General features: G+C 73.0%; 20 protein-coding genes. 16 read left to right on the forward strand and 4 right to left on the reverse strand.

Features of this window, described 5'->3' with window-relative positions; genetic code table 11:
• Window positions 1-118: 118 nt before the first annotated feature.
• Entirely contained in the window at window positions 119-1,636 is a 1,518-nt protein-coding gene (locus PV341_RS05545) for an FUSC family protein (protein ID WP_500356885.1), read from the reverse strand.
• A gap of 368 nt (window positions 1,637-2,004) precedes the next feature.
• Between PV341_RS05545 and PV341_RS05550 the strand changes: the two genes are divergently transcribed.
• The 6 genes from PV341_RS05550 (at window position 2,005) to PV341_RS05575 (ending at window position 9,283) form a co-directional block, all read left to right on the forward strand.
• Window positions 2,005-2,532, forward strand: a complete 528-nt coding sequence (locus PV341_RS05550) for a (2Fe-2S)-binding protein (RefSeq protein ID WP_500356887.1) — start codon at window positions 2,005-2,007, stop codon at window positions 2,530-2,532.
• Window positions 2,519-3,508, forward strand: coding sequence for an FAD binding domain-containing protein (locus PV341_RS05555; RefSeq protein ID WP_500323286.1), 990 nt, complete (start codon window positions 2,519-2,521; stop codon window positions 3,506-3,508). The genes PV341_RS05550 and PV341_RS05555 overlap by 14 nt, the downstream gene beginning before the upstream one ends.
• The gene (locus PV341_RS05560) at window positions 3,505-5,712 is read left to right on the forward strand and encodes a xanthine dehydrogenase family protein molybdopterin-binding subunit (RefSeq protein ID WP_500323285.1); all 2,208 of its coding nucleotides are present in this window, start codon (window positions 3,505-3,507) and stop codon (window positions 5,710-5,712) included. Before PV341_RS05555 ends, PV341_RS05560 begins: the two co-directional genes overlap by 4 nt.
• Window positions 5,713-5,732: 20 nt before the next feature.
• Entirely contained in the window at window positions 5,733-6,221 is a 489-nt protein-coding gene (locus PV341_RS05565) for an Lrp/AsnC family transcriptional regulator (RefSeq protein ID WP_499515487.1), read from the forward strand.
• 25 nt (window positions 6,222-6,246) lie between these two features.
• Window positions 6,247-6,918: an HAD family hydrolase gene (locus PV341_RS05570; protein WP_500323284.1), complete on the forward strand. Its 672-nt coding sequence runs from the start codon at window positions 6,247-6,249 to the stop codon at window positions 6,916-6,918.
• Between the two features lie 571 nt (window positions 6,919-7,489).
• The gene (locus tag PV341_RS05575) at window positions 7,490-9,283 is read left to right on the forward strand and encodes an NACHT domain-containing protein (protein WP_500323283.1); all 1,794 of its coding nucleotides are present in this window, start codon (window positions 7,490-7,492) and stop codon (window positions 9,281-9,283) included.
• A gap of 24 nt (window positions 9,284-9,307) precedes the next feature.
• Here the strand turns inward: PV341_RS05575 and PV341_RS05580 are convergent, their stop codons facing one another.
• Window positions 9,308-9,730 carry a secondary thiamine-phosphate synthase enzyme YjbQ gene (locus PV341_RS05580; protein WP_500323282.1) on the reverse strand — a complete coding sequence of 141 codons (423 nt, stop codon included), beginning with the start codon at window positions 9,728-9,730 and terminating at the stop codon, window positions 9,308-9,310.
• 111 nt (window positions 9,731-9,841) lie between these two features.
• On the opposite strand from PV341_RS05580, the gene PV341_RS05585 reads away from it, so the two are divergent.
• From PV341_RS05585 to PV341_RS05615, 7 genes are all read left to right on the forward strand, one after another.
• Window positions 9,842-9,925 (forward strand): putative leader peptide, encoded by an 84-nt coding sequence (locus PV341_RS05585; RefSeq protein WP_354795648.1) that lies wholly within the window; start codon window positions 9,842-9,844, stop codon window positions 9,923-9,925.
• 190 nt (window positions 9,926-10,115) lie between these two features.
• Window positions 10,116-11,012: an ABC transporter permease gene (locus tag PV341_RS05590; RefSeq protein ID WP_500356889.1), complete on the forward strand. Its 897-nt coding sequence runs from the start codon at window positions 10,116-10,118 to the stop codon at window positions 11,010-11,012.
• Window positions 10,985-11,761, forward strand: coding sequence for an ABC transporter ATP-binding protein (locus tag PV341_RS05595; protein WP_500356891.1), 777 nt, complete (start codon window positions 10,985-10,987; stop codon window positions 11,759-11,761). Before PV341_RS05590 ends, PV341_RS05595 begins: the two co-directional genes overlap by 28 nt.
• Window positions 11,762-11,793: 32 nt before the next feature.
• Window positions 11,794-12,825: an ABC transporter substrate-binding protein gene (locus tag PV341_RS05600; protein WP_500356893.1), complete on the forward strand. Its 1,032-nt coding sequence runs from the start codon at window positions 11,794-11,796 to the stop codon at window positions 12,823-12,825.
• Between the two features lie 11 nt (window positions 12,826-12,836).
• Complete coding sequence (locus PV341_RS05605; protein WP_500323275.1) at window positions 12,837-14,045, forward strand: LLM class flavin-dependent oxidoreductase; 1,209 nt, start codon at window positions 12,837-12,839, stop codon at window positions 14,043-14,045.
• Between the two features lie 127 nt (window positions 14,046-14,172).
• Entirely contained in the window at window positions 14,173-14,628 is a 456-nt protein-coding gene (locus PV341_RS05610; RefSeq protein ID WP_499515480.1) for a hypothetical protein, read from the forward strand.
• Window positions 14,629-14,639: 11 nt separating this feature from the next.
• Entirely contained in the window at window positions 14,640-15,761 is a 1,122-nt protein-coding gene (locus tag PV341_RS05615; RefSeq protein WP_500323274.1) for an NAD(P)-binding domain-containing protein, read from the forward strand.
• A gap of 51 nt (window positions 15,762-15,812) precedes the next feature.
• Here PV341_RS05615 and PV341_RS05620 read toward each other — a convergent pair whose 3' ends face one another.
• Together PV341_RS05620 and PV341_RS05625 are read right to left on the reverse strand one after the other, a co-directional pair.
• A complete protein-coding gene (locus PV341_RS05620; protein WP_500356905.1) occupies window positions 15,813-16,838 on the reverse strand; it encodes a LacI family DNA-binding transcriptional regulator in 1,026 nt (341 codons plus the stop codon).
• A 178-nt stretch (window positions 16,839-17,016) separates the two neighbouring features.
• Window positions 17,017-17,337, reverse strand: a complete 321-nt coding sequence (locus tag PV341_RS05625) for an L-rhamnose mutarotase (protein ID WP_500356895.1) — start codon at window positions 17,335-17,337, stop codon at window positions 17,017-17,019.
• A gap of 187 nt (window positions 17,338-17,524) precedes the next feature.
• Here PV341_RS05625 and PV341_RS05630 point away from each other — a divergent pair, with 187 nt between their 5' ends.
• Genes PV341_RS05630 through PV341_RS05640 form a run of 3 tightly spaced genes read left to right on the forward strand, consistent with a single transcriptional unit; the run spans window position 17,525 to window position 20,444 of the window.
• Window positions 17,525-18,289 carry a (Fe-S)-binding protein gene (locus PV341_RS05630; protein WP_500323273.1) on the forward strand — a complete coding sequence of 255 codons (765 nt, stop codon included), beginning with the start codon at window positions 17,525-17,527 and terminating at the stop codon, window positions 18,287-18,289.
• Window positions 18,286-19,800 (forward strand): LutB/LldF family L-lactate oxidation iron-sulfur protein, encoded by a 1,515-nt coding sequence (locus PV341_RS05635; protein WP_500323272.1) that lies wholly within the window; start codon window positions 18,286-18,288, stop codon window positions 19,798-19,800. Before PV341_RS05630 ends, PV341_RS05635 begins: the two co-directional genes overlap by 4 nt.
• Window positions 19,797-20,444, forward strand: coding sequence for a LutC/YkgG family protein (locus PV341_RS05640; protein ID WP_500323270.1), 648 nt, complete (start codon window positions 19,797-19,799; stop codon window positions 20,442-20,444). The genes PV341_RS05635 and PV341_RS05640 overlap by 4 nt, the downstream gene beginning before the upstream one ends.
• Window position 20,445: the final 1 nt, after the last annotated feature.

A 20,445-nucleotide genomic window follows, 5' to 3' on the forward strand; every position in this document is an offset into this window, starting at 1 on the left:
GGTCACCTGGCGACCGTGACCGGTCCCGATCCGCCCGGGGGCGCACACGAACCCGGCACGCACGCCCGGCGCCGCCGATGGGCCTGCGCGCGGCAGGGGCGCGCCCCTGCCGCGCGCGTCAGTCGGGCTCCCCGGTCCGCGCGGGACGCGCGGGGGCGCCGAGGGGGGCGGTCAGCCCGCTGAGGGCCGTCTCGAGGCTGCGCAGGTGCTCCAGGGCCCGATCGGCGTGCGGGTGCGGGCCCGCGGCGTCCCCGGTGGCCGTTCCGGGCGCCGGAGCACCGCTCCCGGCCGTACCCGGGGGCACCAGGCGCCGGACGGCGATCTCGACCCGGTGGCAGGCCGCAGTGAGGCGCTCGTCATGGCAGGCCGACGGGTCGGCCACGACCTCCGCGAGGCCGCGGACCTGACGGGCGCACTCGTCGAGCAGGGCGAGGACGGTACGGGCCCGGGCCTTGCGGTGCCGCATCGGGCTGAGCGGGTGCACCAGCGGGGCGACGGCGGCCCGCACCCGTTCCAGGAGGACGTCGAGGTCCGCCACGTGGCGGGCCAGGTCGTCGCCCGGGCCGCCGGCGAGGTGACGGGCGGCCTCGCCGGTGAAGTCGTGGACCGCGTGCAGCGCGCGGCGGATCCAGGCGTCGGTCGCCGCGTGCGTGGTCACCGGCAGCACCACCAGGACCGCGACGGCCGCGCCCAGGGCGCCGACGGCGGTCTCCCCCAGCCGCAGCGCCAGCAGCCCGGGGTGGAGGATGCCGAGCAGGCCGTAGAGCAGCCCCGCCATCACCGTCACGAAGAACATCATCCAGCTGTACGAGACCGGGGCGGTGTAGAAGATCCCGAAGACGCAGACGGCGACCAGTGCGGCGGTCGGCGCGGGCGCCCCGTGCAGCGGGAGCGCCACCGCGAGCCCGGCGACGATGCCGGTGACGGTGCCCAGGACGCGGCGGAAGCCCCGCACGAGGGTCTCGCCCCGCGAGGCGGTGTTCACGAAGATCCACCAGGCGGTGCCGACCGCCCAGTACCAGCGGTCCTCGGACAGCGCCTGGCCCACCGCCACCGCGATCCCGCCCGCGAGCACCGCCTGGAACGCCTGCCGGGTCGTCGGACGGCGCAATCCCCGGGACTGGGGCAGGACGACGGCGGGCGCCGGGACGGCCCCCCGCTCGTAGCACCACAGGCCGAAGCGGACGAGGGCCGCGCAGCCCAGCCCGAGGCCCACGGCCCCGTACAGCTCCGGCAGCAGTCCAGGACCGGCCCGCAGGAACTGGGCGATGAAGAACATCATGAACGCGAAGACGCCCAGGGCGTGCCCGCGCGCCCCCCAGCGCCGGGCGTAGACCCCGGCGAAGACCACCGCGAGGAAGGCCGCGTCCCGTGCGCCCGGGTACGGATGCAGCCAGGCGGCCAGCGCGAGGACGGGGAAGCCCACCGCGGGCATCAGCGCGGTCGTCGCGGCCTGCCGGGCCGGCCCGGGGTCGGTGACGACGAACAGCGCCAGCAGCGCGGCCAGACCGCCGACCACGGCGGCGGGCAGCGGCAGCCCGGCCGCCGCCACGGCGGCGACCGCCCCCGCGATGCCCAGGACCGCGCGCGAGGCGCTGCGCAGCCGTGCGCGTCCCGGGTCCGGTGCGATGAACATGCGCCCCACCACGTGCCCGCCCTGCCCCTCGTTCGTGCCGCGGTGCGTGTCCGCGCATGGAAAAGGCGCTGCGGGGCCTCGTACCTCCCGCAACGCCAGCGTCGCCTCCAGGAAAACATCCTCAGGGCCCTTGGCTCAAGCGAGCCCCGTTCCACTGGGCCATTGGCCCGGCCGTCGATCGCGCGGCCAGGGCGGGGCCGGACCACTGGCTCATGCCGAAACGCCCATTCGGCGTATATTGATGTGAAAGGCGGACGTATTGACGCGAAAAGTCGATCCCGCCTTTTAACGGCGCCTGACGAACCAACTCACCGGATCCGCCCCAGGAGGGGCTCGAGTCGTACCCGACCCGTCCGGAGGAGGACGCGATGAGGGACGTGGCGAGCGAGCGGGACGTGGACCGTCCCGGAACCATCGAGCGGGTCGTGACACTCGACGTCAACGGCCGGTCGTACACCCTTCGCCTGGACACCCGGGTCACACTGCTGGACGCGCTGCGCGACCGGCTGGGCCTGACGGGCACGAAGAAGGGCTGTGACCAGGGAGCCTGCGGCGCGTGCACGGTCCATCTCGACGGCAGGAGAGTGCTGTCCTGCCTGACACTGGCCGCCCAGGCCGAGGGCCGGGCGATCACCACCATCGAGGGCGTCGGCGGCGCGGACGGACCGCACCCGGTACAGCGGGCCTTCATGGACCACGACGGCTTCCAGTGCGGCTTCTGCACCCCCGGCCAGATCATGTCCGCGGTGGCGCTGATGACCGAGGGCAGGACCGGCTCCGACGAGGAGATCCGGGAGTTCATGAGCGGCAACCTGTGCCGCTGCGGTGCCTATCCCAACATCGTGGCCGCGATCCGCGAAGCGGCGTCCGGGGGAGGTTACGATGCGCACCTTTGAGTACGTGCGGGCGACCGACGCCCAGGAGGTCGTACGGCTGCTGGCGGAGGACCCGGCGGCCTCCTGCCTCGCGGGCGGCACGACCCAGCTGGACCTGATGAAGGACGGGGTCCTGGAGCCGCCGACGCTGATCGACATCACCCGGCTCCCGCTGCACGGCATCGAGCGGCGCGGCGAGTCGCTCCACGTCGGGGCGCTGGCCACGATGGAGGAGCTGGCCGCCGACGCCACGGTCGCCGAGCGGCTGCCCGTGGTGCGCGAAGCCCTCCTGATGGGCGCCTCGGTGCAGCTGCGGAACATGGCCACCATCGGCGGCAACCTGCTGCAGCGCACCCGCTGCCGCTACTTCCGCGACCCCATGGTGCTCGAGTGCAACAAGCGCGCACCGGGCACGGGCTGCGCGGCCGTGCAGGGCGCGGCCAGGATGCACGCGGTGCTCGGCGTGAACGAGAACTGCATCGCGCTGCACGCCTCCGACCTCGCCGTCGCCCTGGTGGCGCTCGACGCGGTCGTGCACGTCCAGGGGCTGTCGGGCCGGCGCAGCGTCCCCCTCACGGAGTTCTACGTCACGGCCGACGAGGGTCCGGAACGGGAGAACGTCCTGGAGCACGCCGAGCTGATCACCGAGGTCGAGATCCCGCTCCCGCCGCCGTCCGCCCGCTCGGGTTACCTCAAGGTCCGCGACCGGATGTCGTACGAGTTCGCCCTGACCTCGGCCGCGGTGGTGCTCGTCGTGGAGGACGGCACGATCCGTCAGGCCCGGGTCGGGCTGGGCGGGGTGGGCTCGAAACCCTGGCGGGCCTACGAGGCCGAGCACGTGCTGACGGGCGCTCCGGCCACGTCGGCGACCTTCCTGGACGCGTCCGAGGCGACGATGCGCGACGCCTGGACCGTGCCCGGCACGGCGTTCAAGGTGCCGTTGGCCCGCCGGACCCTCGTCCGCGAGCTGCAGACAGTGTCAGGAGTGACGGCATGAGCACGGTCGAGAGCAGGCCGTTGGTCGGTGCGGGCGTCAACCGGGTCGACGGACCGCGCAAGGTCACCGGCGCCGCCCCCTACCCGATGGACTTCAACGTCCACGGCCAGGCCTACGGCGCCCTGGTGCAGAGCACCATCGCCGCGGGCCGGATCGTCCGCATGGACACCGAGGAGGCCGAACGCTCGCCCGGCGTGATCGCGGTGCTCACCCACGAGAACGCCCCGCAGGTCGGCACCGGCCCCACGACGGTGCTCGGTCAGTCGCCGCCCGCCCCCCTGCGCAACGACCGGATCATGCACCACGGGCAGCACATCGCCTTCGTGGTGGCCGAGACGCCGGAGCAGGCCGCCGCCGCGGCGCGGCTGGTGCACGCCGAGTACGAGGCCGGTGAGCCGCTGCTGGACCTGCAGGACCCGAGGGCGCAGCATGTGGTCGACCCGTGGAAGATGGACCACTCGCGCGGCGACGTGGCCGCCGCCCTGGAGGCCGCCGACGTCATCGTGCGCGGCACCTACCTCACGGCGGACAACACCAACAACCCGCTCGGGCTGTTCGCCACGCTGGCCGTGTGGGAGGAGGACACCCTCACCGTCCACGACACCAGCCAGTGGCCGTCGATGGTGCGCACCACCTTGTCCATGGTCTTCGGCATCCCCGAGAGTTCGGTTCGGGTGCTGGTGCCCTACGTCGGCGGCGGCTTCGGCGCCGGGCTGCGGGCGTGGCCGCACGTGATCCTCACCGCCATGGCCGCCCGGTCGACCAAGCGCCCGGTCAAGCTCGTGCTGACCCGGCCGCAGATGTTCACCTCCGTGGGGCACCGTCCCAGCGGTGTGCAGTGGCTCAGCATGGGCGCCACGCGCGACGGCGACCTGGTCGCCCTCGACCACCGCAGCCTCAGCTCGCTGAGCATGGAGGACAACGACTTCGAGCCGTTCTCCCACGGGACCTCGTTCGCCTACCGGTGCCCGAACGTGATCACCCGGGACCAGCAGGCCAAGCTCAACATCGCCGTACCGACGTCGATGCGCGCCCCGGCCGAGGCGCAGGGCAGCTTCGCGCTGGAATCGGCCCTCGACGAATTGGCGTACACCCTGCGCATGGACCCGCTGGAGCTGCGGATCCGCAACCACACCGAGGTCGACCCGCGCAACGGGCTTCCCTGGTCCGGGAAGGCGATCCTGGAGTGCTACGAGGCCGGCGCGCGGCGCTTCGGCTGGGCCGACCGGAACCCGGAGCCGCGGTCCATGCGCGACGGCAACTGGCTCGTCGGCTACGGAATGGCGAGCGCGATGTTCCCGTACTTCGCGACGCCGTGCATGGCCGAGGCGACCGTCAACCGCGACGGCAGCGCGTTCGTGCGCAGCGCGGCGACCGACATCGGCACCGGCACGTACACCGTGATGGCCCAGCTGTCCGCCGAGGAACTGGGCCTGCCCCTGGACAGGGTCCGCTTCGACCTCGGCGACTCCGACATGCCCGACTCGATGATGGCGGGTGGCTCCGGCCTGACCGGCGCGCTCGGCAACGCCGTTCACGACGCCTGCCGCAAACTCGTGGGCCTGTTCGCGGACCTCGCGCGCGGGGACGCCGACTCCCCACTGCTGGGCGCCTCCCCCGAGGACGTCGAGGCTTCCGGCGGCAGGGTGCACCTGGTGGGCCGCCCGGACCGCGGGGAGTCGTACGCGGACATCCTCTCCCGGCACGAGCTGCCCCAGCTGACGGCGACCGGGAGCAGCACGCCCCCGGACCCGGCCGCCATCGGCATGTCCCCGGCCGGGGCATACGGCGCGAAGTTCGTCGAGGTACGCGTCGACGCCGACCTCGGCCTCGTCCGGGTCGCCCGGGTGGTGTCCGCGATCGACGGCGGCCGCATCCTCAACGAGAAGACCGCCAGGAGCCAGATCATCGGCGGGACGGTCGGCGGGATCGGCATGGCCCTGTTCGAGGACACGGTCACCGACCCGCGCACCGGCCGCATCGCCAACGGGACCTTCGCCGACTACCTCGTCGCCGTGAACGCCGACATCCCCGAGCTGGACGTGCTCTTCGTCGGCGAGCCCGACCGCGGCACACCGACCGGCACCAAGGGCGTCGGCGAGGTCGGCCTGGTCGGCATCGCACCCGCCATCGCCAACGCCGTGTACCACGCCACCGGAAAGCGCATCCGCGAACTGCCGATCACCATCGACGCCCTCCTCTGAGCGGTGCGAGGCAGCGTCCCGTGCCCGCCGACGAGCTGGACGCCCGTATCCTGGCGCTGCTGCTGGAACAGCCGCGCACCAGCGTCCGCGAGTACGCCCGCATCCTGGGTGTGGCGCGCGGGACCCTGCAGGCGCGGCTCGACCGGCTGGAACGGGACGGGGTGATCACCGGGTACGGCCCGCGGCTGTCGCCCGAGGCCCTGGGGTACCGGGTGCTGGCCTTCGTCCACCTGGAGGTGACCCAGGGCCATCTGGACGCCACGGGCGCGGCCCTGGCCGCCGTACCCGAGATCATCGAGGCGTTCTCGATCACCGGCGGCGGCGACCTGCTCACCCGGGTGGTCGCCCGGGACGCCGCGCACCTGGAGGACGTGATCCAGCGTCTGGTCCAGGTGCCGGGTGTGGTGCGCACCCGCACGGAGGTCGCGCTGCGCGAGCGGGTGCCGCAGCGGATGCTGCCGCTGGTACGGGAGGTCGGCCGGGACGCCGCGGCCGGGCGCACGCCGTGATCGCCGGCTTGGCATGCTGGGAGCCATGACGCTCCCCGCGGTGATATTCGACCTCGACGGCACCCTCGTGGACAGCGAGCCCAACTACTTCGAGGCGGGCCGCCGGCTGCTGGCCGCGCACGGCGTGGACGACTTCACCTGGGAGCAGCACCGGCGTTTCATCGGCATCGGCACCAAGGAGACGCTGGAGACCCTCCGCGAGGAGTACGGCCTGTCGGCCTCCGTCCAGGAGCTGCTGGACGGCAAGAACCGGCTCTACCTGGAGCTGGCCCGCGGGGCCACGGACGTGTTCCCGCGGATGCGCGCGTTCGTCGAACTGCTGGCGAAGGCCGGGCATCCCATGGCGGTGGCCTCGGGCTCGTCGCGCGAGGCGATCCAGGCGGTGCTGGCGGGCACCGGGCTGGACGCCAGCCTGACGACCGTGGTCTCGGCGGAGGAGGTCGGCCGCGGCAAGCCCGCCCCGGACGTGTTCCTGGAGGCGGCGGCCCGGCTCGACGTGGACCCGGCGGACTGCGTGGTCGTCGAGGACGCGCCACCCGGCGCGGAGGCGGCGCACCGGGCGGGCATGCGCTGCGTCGCCGTCCCCTACCTGGCCGCGCAGGCCGACGATCCCGCCTTCGCGACCGCCGGCCTGCTGGTGCGCGGAGGGCAGGACGCCTTCGACGCCCGGGCGGTCATGGACTGGCTGACGGGCTGACCGCGCTCCCCGGGTGACGCCCGGCACCCGCATGGTGCGCCGGCAACCCTGCGGTTAATGGTCGTGCACGGCTTCGCCCGGCGCCCCGACCGCCGTGGCGGCAGCAGGAGGCGGCGGACCCCGTGAAGCGGCCCCTGACGATCATCGGCGAGGAGTCGGAACGCCCCCCACGACCGGCCGCCCGTGTCGAAAGCCGTGCTGCTCGACGGCATGTCCCCGGAGCACGTCGCTCTGCCCGCCCGGCACGATGTCTCGGCCCGCTGTCGCCTGGGCGTACCTGCCGGGCACCGGGTCGTCGACCTCAACCGGTGCCAGGGATACGCGCAGTGCGCGTTCCTCACCCCGACATGTTCGAACTCCATCGCGAGGAGACGCTCTTCTACGACACCGGGCCCCCCGAGGAGCAGCGCGACCGGGCGGCGTGCGCCGCCGCTTCGTACCTCGTTCAGGCGATCCTGATGGTGGACGTCTCCTTCTGGGACCGCACCATCTGCGTGTCGCCTGCGACGGGGGGCGGCCCGTCTGACCGGTTCCCTGGGTGGTGGGCGCCGCCAGTGGGGAAGATGGTGGCGTGGGGAGATACGGACGTCCGGACCGCAGAACGGGACTTGTGTGCGGCGCGGTGTTCCTGGGCTCCATCGCGGCGGCATGGGCCCTCTACGTGGCAGCCGGCCAGAGCGCCGTCGTGGGAGCAGTGGGAGTCCCCGTCATCGTCGGCGTCCCAGCGCTGTACATGGCGGGCAAGGCGATGCAGGGGGACCGTTCCGACACCGCGTTCACGCTGTCGATCGACGAGGTCACGGAACGCCTCGCGCAAGACACACGGAGATTCTGGTCCGATGAGGCCCACCGGCGGGGCCTCATCGACCCCGTTCCGCTACCGGTGCCATGGGATGCCGCTGACGAGCACTTGGTGACGGACTGGGACCGGATCGCGCGGGAGGCCGCGGAATGGCGCCGGCCGGCGAGTTCGGAGAGTCCCCACGCGACCAGGCTGTGCGGCACCGGCAACCAGGTCGCCGACATCCTCGCCGGGATTCCGACGAGGCGTCTGGTCGTCCTGGGCGACAAGGGAGCGGGCAAGACCACGCTGCTCATCAGGTTGGCACTGCGGCTGACAGCAGATCGGGGCGGATCCGGGGAGCAAGTGCCCGTGCTGCTGCCGCTTGCCGACTGGTCCGGCAGGGACGGGCGATTCCTGGACTGGGTGGTCGACCAGATCGGCGAGCAGTTCTCCGATCTCAAGCGCCCGTACGGCGGAGCGGCGGGCTCACAGAGCTGCGCACGGCAACTGGTCGACGAACGCAGGGTCATGCTCCTGCTCGACGGCCTCGACGAGATCCCGGAGTCCCGGCGACGCACGGCGATCACGCGGATCAACGACGACCTGGACTTCTTCGCCGGTGTCGTACTGACCAGCCGCACCACGGAGTACCGGGAGACCGTCGGGCCCACGACCCGCAACCCGGTGCGGCTCAGGGGGGCAGCGGGCATCGAGCTGGGCCCTGTGGCCTTGGGTGACGTGAAGAAGTACCTGACCGACGCAGCGGGCGGGGAAGCTGCCGCAGAGGACCGCTGGCGCAGCGTGCTGGTGGAGATGGACCACGACGGTTCCGGCGTGAACGGGGCGTTCAGGTCCCCGCTCATGGTGAGCCTCGCCGTCGCCGTATACCGGCTGGAGCACGACGACCTCGACGGCGCCGGTCGAGGTCCTGACGAACTGTGCCGCCGGTCCCGTCAGCAGGTCGAACGGCACCTGCTGGCCGAGCTGATCCCCACGTTGTACCGCCCGCACCGCGACCGTTCGCAACGCTGCCTGTGGACGCGCCACCCAAGACAACTGACGAAGGTCAGAAAGTGGCTCGCCTTTCTCGCCCAGCGGCTCACCCCGCACGGGGGCCACGCACCAGACCGGGCCTGGTGGTACCTGGAGGACGCCGTGTCGACGCGGCTCGTAGGCGCCGTCATCGGCAGTACGACGGCGCTGTTCACCGGGACCATGGCCGCTCTCGCGGCCGCCGCCGTCACCGCCCCCGGAAGCGACCGCACCGCCTGGCTCTGGACCGCGGCGGGTGTCGGCATCATGTCAGGCGTGGCAGCCGGTACGGTCTCCGGCTCCGAGGACGCAGTGGAGCTCGGAGCGCGCCTGACGGTCCTGGGCAGGACGGGTGAAGGCATCGCCTATGTGTTCACCATCTGGGCGCCCGCGATGGTGGTGCGCTCCTGCCTCGCTGTACGGGGGCGCCTTCCCTGGAGGCTTTCGCGGTTCCTGAAGGACGCGCACATGCACCACGGGGTACTCCGCCGGTCAGGCCAGGCCTACGAGTTCCGCCATGCGGAGCTGCAGCGACAACTCACCCCGTAACCCGGAGCGGAGCGCTGGAGCGGCTCACGCCAGGAAGCTCAGCCGGACCTGGCGCCGTGGGTTGTCGCGGTTGGTGTCGACCAGGACGACGGACTGCCAGGTGCCGAGCTCCAACCGGCCGCCGATCACCGGGAGCGTGGCGTGCGGCGGGACGATGGCGGGCAGCACGTGGTCGCGGCCGTGGCCGGGGCTGCCGTGGCGGTGGCGCCAGCGGTCGTCGGCGGGGAGCAGGTCGTGGAGCGCGGCCAGCAGGTCGTCGTCGCTGCCCGCGCCGGTCTCGATGACGGCGATCCCGGCGGTGGCGTGCGGGACGAACACGTTGAGCAGCCCGTCGCGTCCGTGGGCGACGTCGTCGAGGAAGTCGGCGCAGGCGCCGGTCAGGTCGTGGACCGTCTCCCGGCTGCCGGTGGTGACGTCGAGGGTGCGGGTGGAGAAAGCGTCGGCCATGTGACCATGGTGGCCCACCCGGGAGCCCGCCGCGTGGCGGGGGTGGCGCGGGCGTTCCGAGGGTCGAGACGCCGTTGACGCCATGTGGACGGCATGGCTACCGTCGTGGACATGTCGCGTCCCGTTCTGCTCACCACGCGCGGTCACATCGACCTGTTGCGGGTGGCCTCCGCCGCCTGTCGCCGCGGCTGCTGACGCTTCCCCACCTCTTGGTGTGCCTTTCCCGCACGCCGTTTCCGTGCGCCTTTTCGGGCCCTCCCCGCACCGCCCCGTCCGCGTTCCCGTGACGAGTCGTAGCGCCAGCGCCTGCGCCTGCGCCTGACCGGTTTCGCGGACGCGGGGGCGTGCGCGCCCGCTCACCGCCTCCCCGACGTGGAGCCTTCCCATGAGCATCAGCAAAGCGCCACCGGACATTTCCGCCATGTCAGCCGACGTCCCTCCTGACGCCGCCCCTTCCGTCGTCCCTTCCACGACCGCTCCCGAACTGCGCCCCGTGGTACCCGTCTCCGCCCGCCGCCGCTCACTGCCCCGCTGGCTGCGGCGGACCACGGGGCCGCTGCTCCTGCTCGCGGTGTGGCAGTCGCTCAGCACGACCGGTGTGCTGCGGCCGGACGTCCTGGCCTCGCCGGGCACCATCGCCGGCACGGCGGCCGACCTCGTGACGAGCGGTCAGCTGACCTCCGCCATGGCGGTGTCGCTGCAGCGCGTGGTGATCGGGCTGCTCCTCGGCGGTGCGGCCGGCATCGCCCTGGCCCTGCTGTCAGGGCTGTCCCGCTTGGGCGAGGACCTGGTCGACGCCAGCGTGCAGATGCTGCGCGCGGTGCCGTTCGTCGGCCTGATCCCGCTGTTCATCATCTGGCTCGGCATCGGCGAGGCACCGAAGGTCACCCTCATCGCGCTCGGCGTCGCCTTCCACCTCTACCTCAACGTCTACGCGGGGATCCGCGGCGTCGACGAGCAACTGATCGAGGCGGGCACCTCGCTCGGCCTGTCGCGCTGGGGGCTGGTCCGGCACGTCGTGCTGCCGGGCGCGCTGCCCGGCGCGATGACGGGGCTGCGCTACTCGCTCGCGACCGCGTGGCTCGCGCTGGTCTTCGGGGAGCAGATCAACGCCTCCGACGGCATCGGTTTCCTGATGACGCAGGCGCGGGACTTCCTGCGGACCGACGTGATCGTGGTCTGCCTCGTCGTCTACGCCTTCCTCGGCCTCACCGCCGACATCGTCGTCCGCTCCCTCGAAAGGCTGCTGCTGCAATGGCGACCGACCTTCACCGGCCAGTGAGCAACGACGCCGCCGGAGCCGGCGGAGCCGACGCCGCCGCGGCCGTGCGCGTGGCGGGGCTGACCCGCTCCTTCGGCGGCCGGCCCGTCATCGACGGCCTCGACCTCACCCTGCGGCCCGGCGAGTTCACCGCCCTGCTCGGCCGCAGCGGCTGCGGCAAGAGCACACTGCTGCGCGTCCTGGCCGGGCTCGACCGGGAGATCGAGGGCACCGTGCTGGTGCCGGACAGGCGTGCCGTCGCCTTCCAGGCGCCGCGCCTGATGCCGTGGAAGCGGGTGTGGCGCAACGTCCTGCTCGGCCTGCCGGGACGGCCCGAACGGGCGCTGGCAGAGGCCGCGCTGGAGGAAGTCGGGCTGCGGCAGCGGTCCGGCGCCTGGCCCAAGACGCTGTCGGGCGGTGAGGCCCAGCGTGCCTCGCTCGCCCGGGCGCTGGTGCGCGAACCCGATCTGCTGCTGCTCGACGAGCCGTTCGGCGCGCTGGACGCGCTGACCCGCATCAAGGCGCAGCGCCTCGTCGCCCAGCTGTGGCAGCGCCGAGGCTGCGCGGTGCTGCTCGTCACGCACGACGTGGACGAGGCCCTCCTCCTCGCCGACCGGGCCCTGGTCATGCGGGACGGGGTCATCGCCCACGACACCCCGGTCGCGCTGCCCCGTCCGCGCGACGTCGGCGACCCCGGTTTCACCGCCCTGCGCTCCCTTCTGCTGGCCGAACTCGGCGTCGACGCTCCGACGGCCGCCGAAGCCGCCTGACCCACCCTCACGAGAAGGACGACGGACCCACCATGAAGACAACCCGGCGCATCGCCCCCGCCCTGCTGCTCCCGCTCACCCTCCTGCTCTCCGCCTGCGGCGTCTCTTCCGCCGACAGCACCGTGGGCGGCGCCGGTGACGGCACCGACGGCAAGGGCTCGGTCACCTTGAACGTCGGCGACCAGAAGGGCGGTTCCGAAGCCGTCCTGCGCGCGGCGGGCGAGCTCGACCACCTCACGTACCGCATCAAGTGGTCGACCTTCGCCTCCGGGCCACCACTGCTGGAGGCCGTCAACGCCAGGGCGGTGGACATCGGCGGGGTGGGCAACACCCCGCCGGTCTTCGCCGCGGGCTCCGGGTCGAGGATCACGGTGGTGGCGGCCTCGCACGGCTCCTCCGAGGGCGAGGCCATCGTCGTCCCGAAGGGCTCGGCGCTGAAGCGGCCCGCCGACCTCAAGGGCAAGCGCATCGCCGTCGCCCAGGGCAGTTCCGCGCACTACCAGCTGATCGCCTCGCTGCAGTCCGCCGGGCTGGCGCTCGACGACGTCGACGTCAGCTATCTGCAGCCCGCCGACGCCCTGGCCGCCTTCAGCGGCGGCAAGGTCGACGCCTGGGCGATCTGGGACCCGTACACCTCCCAGGTGCTGCGCGCCAACGGCGCGCGGGTGCTGACCACCGGTACGGGGCGCGTCAACGGCCTCGCCTTCCAGGTCGCCGCACCCGGCGCGCTCGCGGACAAGGCGAAGTCCGCCGCCATCGGCGACTACCTGGAGCGTCTGCGGCGCGCCCAGGACTGGGTCTACGAGCACCCCGAGGAGTGGGCCAAGGTGTGGGCCAAGGAGACCGGGCTGCCGTACGAGGTGGCCCTGGACTCGGTGAAGCGCAGCAACGGCACCCGGGTCTCGGTGGCGGTCGACGACGCGGCCGTCGCCTCAGAGCAGGAGATCGCCGACACCTTCGCGAAGCTCGGGCTCATCCCGCGGCACGTCGACTTCTCCGACTTCGTCGACCGCCGCTTCAACGGCGACCTGCCCGCCTCGACCACCGCCGCACGCACCTACTGAGAGGGCCGCACATGTCCGTGCACCTGCACTGGTTCCTGCCCACCGGAGGCGACGGCCGCACCCTGGTGGACCGGCACGCCTACACCGACGGCGGCGTCAAGCGCTCCCGCGTCACCCCGGTCTCCGGGGTGCGGGCGCCCGACATCGACTACCTGGCGCAGATCGCGCGGGCGGCCGACCAGCTCGGCTTCGAGGCCGTGCTGACGCCCACCGGCACCTGGTGCGAGGACGCCTGGCTGACCACCGTCGCGCTGTCGCAGCACACCGAACGGCTGAAGTTCCTGGTCGCCTTCCGGCCGGGGGTCGTCTCACCGGTTCTGGCGGCGCAGATGGCGGCGACCTACCAGCGGATCACCCGGGGCCGGCTGCTGCTCAACGTCGTCACCGGCGGGGACTCCACCGAACAGCGGCGCTTCGGCGACCACCTGGACCACGACGCCCGCTACGCGCGCACCGACGAGTTCCTGTCGGTGGTGCGCGGGGTGTGGGGCGGCCGGCCCTTCGACTTCGACGGAGAGCACTACCGGGTGGAGGGCGGACTGACCGCGCTGCCGCCGGACCCGGTGCCGCAGGTCTTCTTCGGCGGCTCCTCACCGGCGGCCGGGCCCGTCGCCGCCCGGCACGCGGACGTCTACCTGACCTGGGGCGAGCCGCCGGAGCAGGTGAAGGCGAAGACCGACTGGATCCGCGCTCTGGCCGAGGCGGAGGGGCGCACGGTGCGCTTCGGCATCCGCCTGCACGTAATCTCCCGCGACTCAGCCAGGGAGGCGTGGGCCACGGCGGAGCGGCTGCTGGACGACCTCGACGAGGACACGGTCGCCGCCGCGCAGGAGGCGCTGGGGCGCAGCGAGTCGGTGGGCCAGCAGCGGATGCTGGCGCTGCACGGCGGCTCGCGCGACGGGCTCGAGATCTCGCCGAACCTGTGGGCCGGGGTGGGCCTGGTGCGCGGCGGGGCCGGGACGGCGCTGGTCGGCAGCCACGCGGAGGTCGCCGACCGGATCGAGGAGTACCACGCCCTGGGGATCGACCACTTCGTGCTGTCGGGCTACCCGCACCTGGAGGAGGCGTACTGGTTCGGCGAGGGCGTCATGCCCGAACTGGCCGCACGGGGGCTGCTCGAGAGGGCACCCACCGCACCCCTCCCGGGAGTGCGGGCGGCGAACGGCCGGCCCGCGTCCGCGCCGGGTGGGGCGCCGCTGCTGCTCTCCGGAGGGCGCTGACGGTCCCCGTGCGACGGGGGGCGGCTGTCCTGATCCGGGCGGCCGCCCTCCGATTGGTCTGGACCACTTGCCGTCCCTCGGGATAGGGTCGGCAGCGCCCGCCCGAGCGCCAGAGGGGGACCCCCACGTGTACGCACCGCACCGCGTCGCCGCGCTGGTCGACGTCTGCCTGCTGCCCGTCGGCCGGACCCGCAGACCGCCGGAATGGCTCCGGCGCGGCCTGGAGCGGGCCGGGGCGGTCACCGTCGACGTCCCGGCCGCGCTCAGCGGGCCCGCGGTCACCGAACTGCTGCGGGACGAGTTCGGCGACGGCGCGGTCGTGATCAGCGAACCGCTGGACACCGACGAGGTCGTGGAGGGCTGGGGCGTACCGGGCGCGGCCGTCCTGGCCTGGCTCTCGGGCGTGGACCTGCTGCAGCTCGGGCCCCGTTGCGGGGCGGGCGTCCTGGAGGCCATCCGGACCGCGGCCACCCGCGCGGTCGCCGACGGCGACCTGCCGCTGTCCCGCCTGGAGGAGGCCGCCGCGCGGGTGGCCCGGCTGCGGCGCGAGGTGTCCGCGGGAAGCTTCCACGAACGCCCGTAGTTGGTGGAAACGTGAACCATGTGGATGTGGACGTCGCCGTCATCGGGGCCGGGCAGGCCGGGCTCTCGGGCGCGTACTTCCTGCGACGGAACGGGATGCGGCCGAACGAGGACTTCGTCGTCCTCGACCACTCCCCCGGCCCCGGCGGCGCCTGGCAGTTCCGCTGGCCGACGCTGACGTACGGCAGGGCGCACGGGGTGCACTCGCTGCCCGGCATGGAGCTGGAGGGCGCCGACCCCGACCGGCCGTCCGCCGAGGTCGTCGCCGAGTACTTCGACCGCTACGAGCGCACCTTCGACCTGCGGGTGCACCGCCCGGTCGACGTCTCCACGGTCCGCGAGGGCCCGGACGGGCGCCTGCTGGTCGAGTCCGACGCCGGCACGTGGGCTGCCCGCGCGCTGGTCAACGCCACCGGGACCTGGGACCGGCCCTTCGTCCCCCGCTACCCGGGCCAGGAGGCCTTCCGCGGCCGCCAGCTGCACACGGCGGGGTACCGCGGGCGCGAGGAGTTCGCCGGGAAGCACGTGATCGTGGTCGGCGGCGGCACCTCGGCCGTACAGCTGCTCATGGAGCTCCACGAGCCGGGTGGCGCGGCCGCGACGACCTGGGTGACCCGGCGGCCGCCCGCCTACCGCACCGGCCCCTTCGGGGAGGATCAGGGGCGGGCCGCGGTCGCGCTGGTCGAGGAACGCGTCAAGCACGGCCTTCCGCCCCAGAGCGTCGTCAGCGTGACGGGGCTGCCCATGACCGAGGCGATGGAGCGCGCCCGCGAGCGCGGCATCCTCGAACGCCTCCCCATGTTCGAGCGGATCACCCCGGACGGCGTGACCTGGGCGGACGGCCGCCACGTCACCGCCGACGTCATCCTGTGGGCCACCGGCTTCCGTGCCGCCCTCGACCACCTGGCCCCGCTGCGCCTGCGCGAGCCCGGCGGCGGCATCCGCCTGGAGGGGCTCACCCAGGTCGCGGCCGACCCACGCGTCCACCTCATCGGCTACGGCCCCTCCGCGAGCACGATCGGCGCCAACCGGGCCGGCCGCAGCGCGGCCCGCGAGATCCGCGCCTACCTGCGGGGACGGGACCGCGCCCCGGACGCGGCCCGGACGCCGGAACCGGTGGCCGCGGCCGGCTGACGGCCGGCCGAAGACCACCGAAGCCGTCGGGGCCCGGCACCCCCGGAGGGCTCAGCGGGCGGCGCGGCCGCTCTTGCCGAGGGTGGAGCCCCGGACGACGAGTTCGGGCTGGAAGACGATGCGCCGGTGCTCGTGCTCCTCGGCCGCGTCCCCGGTCTCCTCGATGAGCAGATCGGCGGCCGCGCGGCCCATCCGGTAGGCGGGCTGCCGCACGGACGTCAGCGGCACCGCGGCCGCCGCCGCGAACTCGATGTCGTCGTAACCGACCAGCGCGATCTCCTCGGGCACCGCGATGCCCGCCGCGTACAGCGCCTGCAGCACGCCCAGCGCGAGCAGGTCGTTGGCACAGAAGACGGCGGTCGGGCGGTTGGCCATCCCCAGGAGCCGGGCGCCGGCGTCGCGTCCGGAGGGGACGTCCAGACGCTCCGCCTCGATGTGCGCCAGGGACCCGGCGGGGAGCCCGGCGGCGGCGAGCGCGTCCAGGGCGCCGGTGCGCCGGTCCTGGCACTGGGCGAGGTGCATCGGACCGCTGACGTACACGATGCGTTCGTGGCCGCGTTCGATGAGGTGGTCGACCGCGAGGCGGCCGCCCTCGATGTCGTCCACGGACACCGAGCAGGCCTCGGCGCTCGGCACGACGCGGTCCACGAAGACGAAGGGGATGCCGTGGCGCCGGAAGGAGGCGATGTTCCGGCCGCTGGTGTCCGCGGGCGTCACCAGGACACCGCGCACCCGCTGCTCGGCGAAGAGCCCGAGGTAGTCGGCCTCCTCCGAAGGGCTCTCGCCGCTGTTGCAGAGCATCACTCCGAGCCCGGTCTCACGGGCGGCCCGCTCGGCGCCGGAGGCGACGTCCACGAAGAAGGGGTTGGCCATGTCGAGCACGAGCAGCGCGATGATCCTGCTGCGGCCCGCCCTCAGCTGCCGGGCGGACTCACTGCGCACGTAGCCCAGTTGCTCGATGACCGACAGCACGCGGGCACGCGTGTCCTCGGAGACCATGTCGGGCCGGTTGATCACGTTCGACACCGTGCCGACCGAAACGCCCGCCTGCCGGGCGACGTCCTTGATCCCCACCATGCGTGTCACGAGCTCCGCCCTACCTCCTGCCGCCGGCCCGCCGCAGGCCGCGGGTTCATGCTACGCATTCGTGACGGCGTCGGCGCCCACTCTGTCCGGCCGACCGAACGGCAGCGGCGGAACGGCAGTGGTGGCCTCCGGGGCGGGGCGGATCGTCGCGCGGGCTACTGCTGCGGCGTCATGCCAGGTGGAAGACCTCCGTGAGCGGCCGCATGGCCTCGTCGGGCCGGGCCCCGTCCAGCGCCTCGAAGAAGTCCGCCATCTCCGCCTGCCAGCGGGCGTTGACGTCGGTCGCCGCCATCGCCTCCTGTGCGGCGGCGAAGTCCTCGGTCTCGAGGTAGCCGACGAGCAGGCCGTCCTCACGCAGGAAGAGCGAGTAGTTGTGCCAGCCGGTGGCGGAGAGGGCGTCCAGCATCTGGGGCCAGACGGCGGCGTGACGCTCGCGGTACTCGGCGAGACGGTCCTTGCGGACCTTCAACAGGAAACAGACGCGCTGCACGGTCGGCCCTGGCCTCTCGGGTCTGATATGAAAGGTTTCAATCGATGGCAGGGACGTTAGGACACCCCGACATGGCTCGTCAATGGCACCTTCTGCGGCGCGCAGACATCCGATCTCTGCCCCATAGTGTGGGGCGTATACGGCAGTATGAGCCCACGGGTGGCCGTGCCGACCGTGAGGAGGCCGCATGCGCGTAGCACTGTTCGTCACTTGCGTGAACGACACGCTGTACCCCGAGACGGGGAAGGCCGTCGTGACCCTGCTGGAGCGGCTGGGGGTGACCGTGGACTTCCCCGCCGCGCAGACCTGCTGCGGCCAGCCGCAGTTCAACACCGGCTACCGGCACGAGACGGAGCCCCTGGTCACGCGGTACGCCAAGGCTTTCGAGGGGTACGACTACATCGTCACCCCGTCCGGTTCCTGCGCCGCGATGGTGCGGGACAACTACCCCCGCATCGGCGACCGGGCCCGCGCGGAGGGGCGCGGGGAGGGTCTCGCCGCCGTCGCCGCGTCCGTCGTGCCCCGCACCTACGAACTGACCGAGTTCCTCACCGACGTGCTCAAGGTGACGGACGTCGGAGCCTACTTCCCCTATCCCGTCACCTATCATCCGACCTGTCATGGCCTGAGGATGCTGGGGCTGGGCCGCCGCCCGGTGGAGCTGCTCAGCCATGTGAAGGGGCTGGAGCTGGTCGAGCTGCCGGGCGCCGAGGAATGCTGCGGATTCGGCGGCACCTTCGCCGTCAAGAACGCGGCCGTCTCCGCGGCGATGGGCGCGGACAAGGCCCGCAACATCACCTCCACCGGCGCGCGCGCCGTGTGCACGGTGGACAACTCCTGCCTGATGCACATCGGCGGTACCCTCGCCCGGCTCGGCTCCGAGGTCCGGCCGGTCCACCTCGCCGAGATCCTCGCGTCGACCGAGGAGCAGCCCTACGGAGGCATCCGATGAGCGGCACCTACCTGGGCATGCCCGCCTTCCCCGTCGCCGCCGGCGAGGCCGTGCGCAATACGACCCTGCGCGGCAACCTGCGGCACGCCACCCACACCATCCGGGACAAGCGGGCCCGCGCCGTCGCCGAACTCGACGACTGGCAGCAACTGCGGGCGGCGGGCAAGCAGATCAAGGACGACGTGCTGCGCCATCTCGACCACTACCTGGTGCGGTTGGAGGAGGCGGTCACCGCCGCGGGGGGCACCGTCCACTGGGCCGTCGACGCGGACGAGGCCAACCGCATCGTGACGGACCTGGTACGAGCCACCGGTGAGACCGAGGTCGTCAAGGTCAAGTCCATGGCGACCCAGGAGATCGGTCTCAACGAGGCGCTCGCCGAGGCCGGGATCTCCGCCTACGAGACGGACCTGGCCGAGCTGATCGTGCAGCTCGGCGACGACCGGCCGAGCCACATCCTGGTGCCCGCGATCCACCGCAACCGCTCCGAGATCCGGGACATCTTCAACGAGGCCATGGGCCGCTGGGGCCGTCCGGCGCCCGAGGGGCTCTCCGACTCCCCCGCCGAACTGGCCGAGGCCGCACGGCTCCACCTGCGGGAGAAGTTCCTGCGCGCCAAGGTCGGCATCTCGGGCGCCAACTTCATGATCGCCGAGACCGGCACCCTGGTCGTGGTGGAGTCCGAGGGCAACGGCCGCATGTGCCTGACGCTCCCCGAGACCCTGATCTCGGTGGTCGGCATCGAGAAGGTGCTGCCGAGCTGGCGGGACCTCGAGGTCTTCCTGCAGCTCCTGCCCCGCTCCTCCACGGCCGAGCGGATGAACCCGTACACGAGCACCTGGACCGGGACCACCGACGAGGACGGACCGCGCACCTTCCACCTCGTCCTGGTCGACAACGGCCGCACCGACACCCTCGCCGACGAGGTGGGCCGGCAGGCGCTGCGCTGCATCCGCTGCTCGGCCTGCCTCAACGTCTGCCCCGTGTACGAGCGGGCCGGCGGGCATGCGTACGGGTCCGCCTACCCCGGGCCGATCGGCGCCATCCTCACCCCGCAGCTCCGCGGCATGGACACCGCGATCGACGCCTCGCTCCCGTACGCCTCGTCCCTCTGCGGCGCCTGCTACGAGGTGTGCCCGGTCGCCATCGACATCCCGGAGGTCCTGGTCCACCTGCGGGAACGCGTCGTGCAGGGTGGCGAGGTGACCCGGGCGGGCAACAAGGTGACGCTCAGGCCCGCCAAGGGCCACGCGGCCGAGCGGGCGGCCATGCGCGCGGCGCGCTGGACGCTGGACCACCCGGCCGCGCTGCGCGCCGGTCAGCGGCTGGCGTCGCGGACCCGCAGGTTCCACCCGAGCCGGCTGCCGGGGCCCGGGAAGGCGTGGACCGACACCCGGGACGTCCCGTCGGTGCCGGCGGAGTCCTTCCGCGACTGGTGGCGGCGCACCCGGGGGCCGGGCGCCGCCGGCAGCGGCAGCGGCAGCACCGAGAGCAGGGAGGGCACCAAGTGAGCACCCGTGACCAGGTCCTGGGGCGGATCCGCCGCGCCCTCGCCGACGCGCCCCACGGGACGGCACCGGCGCGCGGCGCGGTGGACCGTGACTATCTGCGCGTCCACGGACGGCGGGACGCCGCGCAGACCGCCGATCTGCTGGCCGAGAACCTCGCCGACTACCGTGCCATCGTCCACCGCGCCACCGCCGAGGAGCTGCCCGGCCGCCTCGCCGGCCTGCTGGCCGCGCACGGCGCCCGCCGGGTCGTCGTCCCGCCCGGCCTTCCGGAGCAGTGGCTCTCGGCGGTGCAGGACGTGGAACGGGTGGCCGATTCCGCGGCGCTGACAGCGCGCGAACTGGACGCTGTCGACAGCGTCGTCACCGGTTGCGCGGTGGCGATCGCGGAGACCGGCACCATCGTGCTGGACGCCGGGCCCGACCAGGGGCGGCGCAGGATCACGCTCGTCCCGGACCACCACGTCGTCGTCGTGCGCGTCCCGGAGCAGGTCGTGGACTCGGTGCCGCAGGCGCTGGAACGGCTGGATCCCGTCCGGCCGTTGACGTGGATCTCCGGACCCTCTGCCACCAGCGACATCGAACTGGACCGGGTGGAGGGCGTGCACGGGCCGCGCACCCTGGAGGTCCTGCTCGTGACGGACTGAC

Source organism: Streptomyces sp. PA03-1a, assembly GCF_033792805.1.
Classification (GTDB): domain Bacteria; phylum Actinomycetota; class Actinomycetes; order Streptomycetales; family Streptomycetaceae; genus Actinacidiphila.

Excerpts from the sequence above, each read along its gene's own strand:
- PV341_RS05545 (WP_500356885.1), bottom strand. The coding sequence starts at position 1,636 with ATGTTCATCGCACCGGACCCGGGACGCGCACGGCTGCGCAGCGCCTCG.
- PV341_RS05550 (WP_500356887.1), top strand. The coding sequence starts at position 2,005 with ATGAGGGACGTGGCGAGCGAGCGGGACGTGGACCGTCCCGGAACCATC.
- PV341_RS05555 (WP_500323286.1), top strand. The coding sequence starts at position 2,519 with ATGCGCACCTTTGAGTACGTGCGGGCGACCGACGCCCAGGAGGTCGTA.
- PV341_RS05560 (WP_500323285.1), top strand. The coding sequence starts at position 3,505 with ATGAGCACGGTCGAGAGCAGGCCGTTGGTCGGTGCGGGCGTCAACCGG.
- PV341_RS05570 (WP_500323284.1), top strand. The coding sequence starts at position 6,247 with ATGACGCTCCCCGCGGTGATATTCGACCTCGACGGCACCCTCGTGGAC.
- PV341_RS05580 (WP_500323282.1), bottom strand. The coding sequence starts at position 9,730 with ATGGCCGACGCTTTCTCCACCCGCACCCTCGACGTCACCACCGGCAGC.
- PV341_RS05585 (WP_354795648.1), top strand. The coding sequence starts at position 9,842 with ATGTCGCGTCCCGTTCTGCTCACCACGCGCGGTCACATCGACCTGTTG.
- PV341_RS05590 (WP_500356889.1), top strand. The coding sequence starts at position 10,116 with ATGAGCATCAGCAAAGCGCCACCGGACATTTCCGCCATGTCAGCCGAC.
- PV341_RS05595 (WP_500356891.1), top strand. The coding sequence starts at position 10,985 with ATGGCGACCGACCTTCACCGGCCAGTGAGCAACGACGCCGCCGGAGCC.
- PV341_RS05600 (WP_500356893.1), top strand. The coding sequence starts at position 11,794 with ATGAAGACAACCCGGCGCATCGCCCCCGCCCTGCTGCTCCCGCTCACC.
- PV341_RS05605 (WP_500323275.1), top strand. The coding sequence starts at position 12,837 with ATGTCCGTGCACCTGCACTGGTTCCTGCCCACCGGAGGCGACGGCCGC.
- PV341_RS05620 (WP_500356905.1), bottom strand. The coding sequence starts at position 16,838 with ATGGTGGGGATCAAGGACGTCGCCCGGCAGGCGGGCGTTTCGGTCGGC.
- PV341_RS05630 (WP_500323273.1), top strand. The coding sequence starts at position 17,525 with ATGCGCGTAGCACTGTTCGTCACTTGCGTGAACGACACGCTGTACCCC.
- PV341_RS05635 (WP_500323272.1), top strand. The coding sequence starts at position 18,286 with ATGAGCGGCACCTACCTGGGCATGCCCGCCTTCCCCGTCGCCGCCGGC.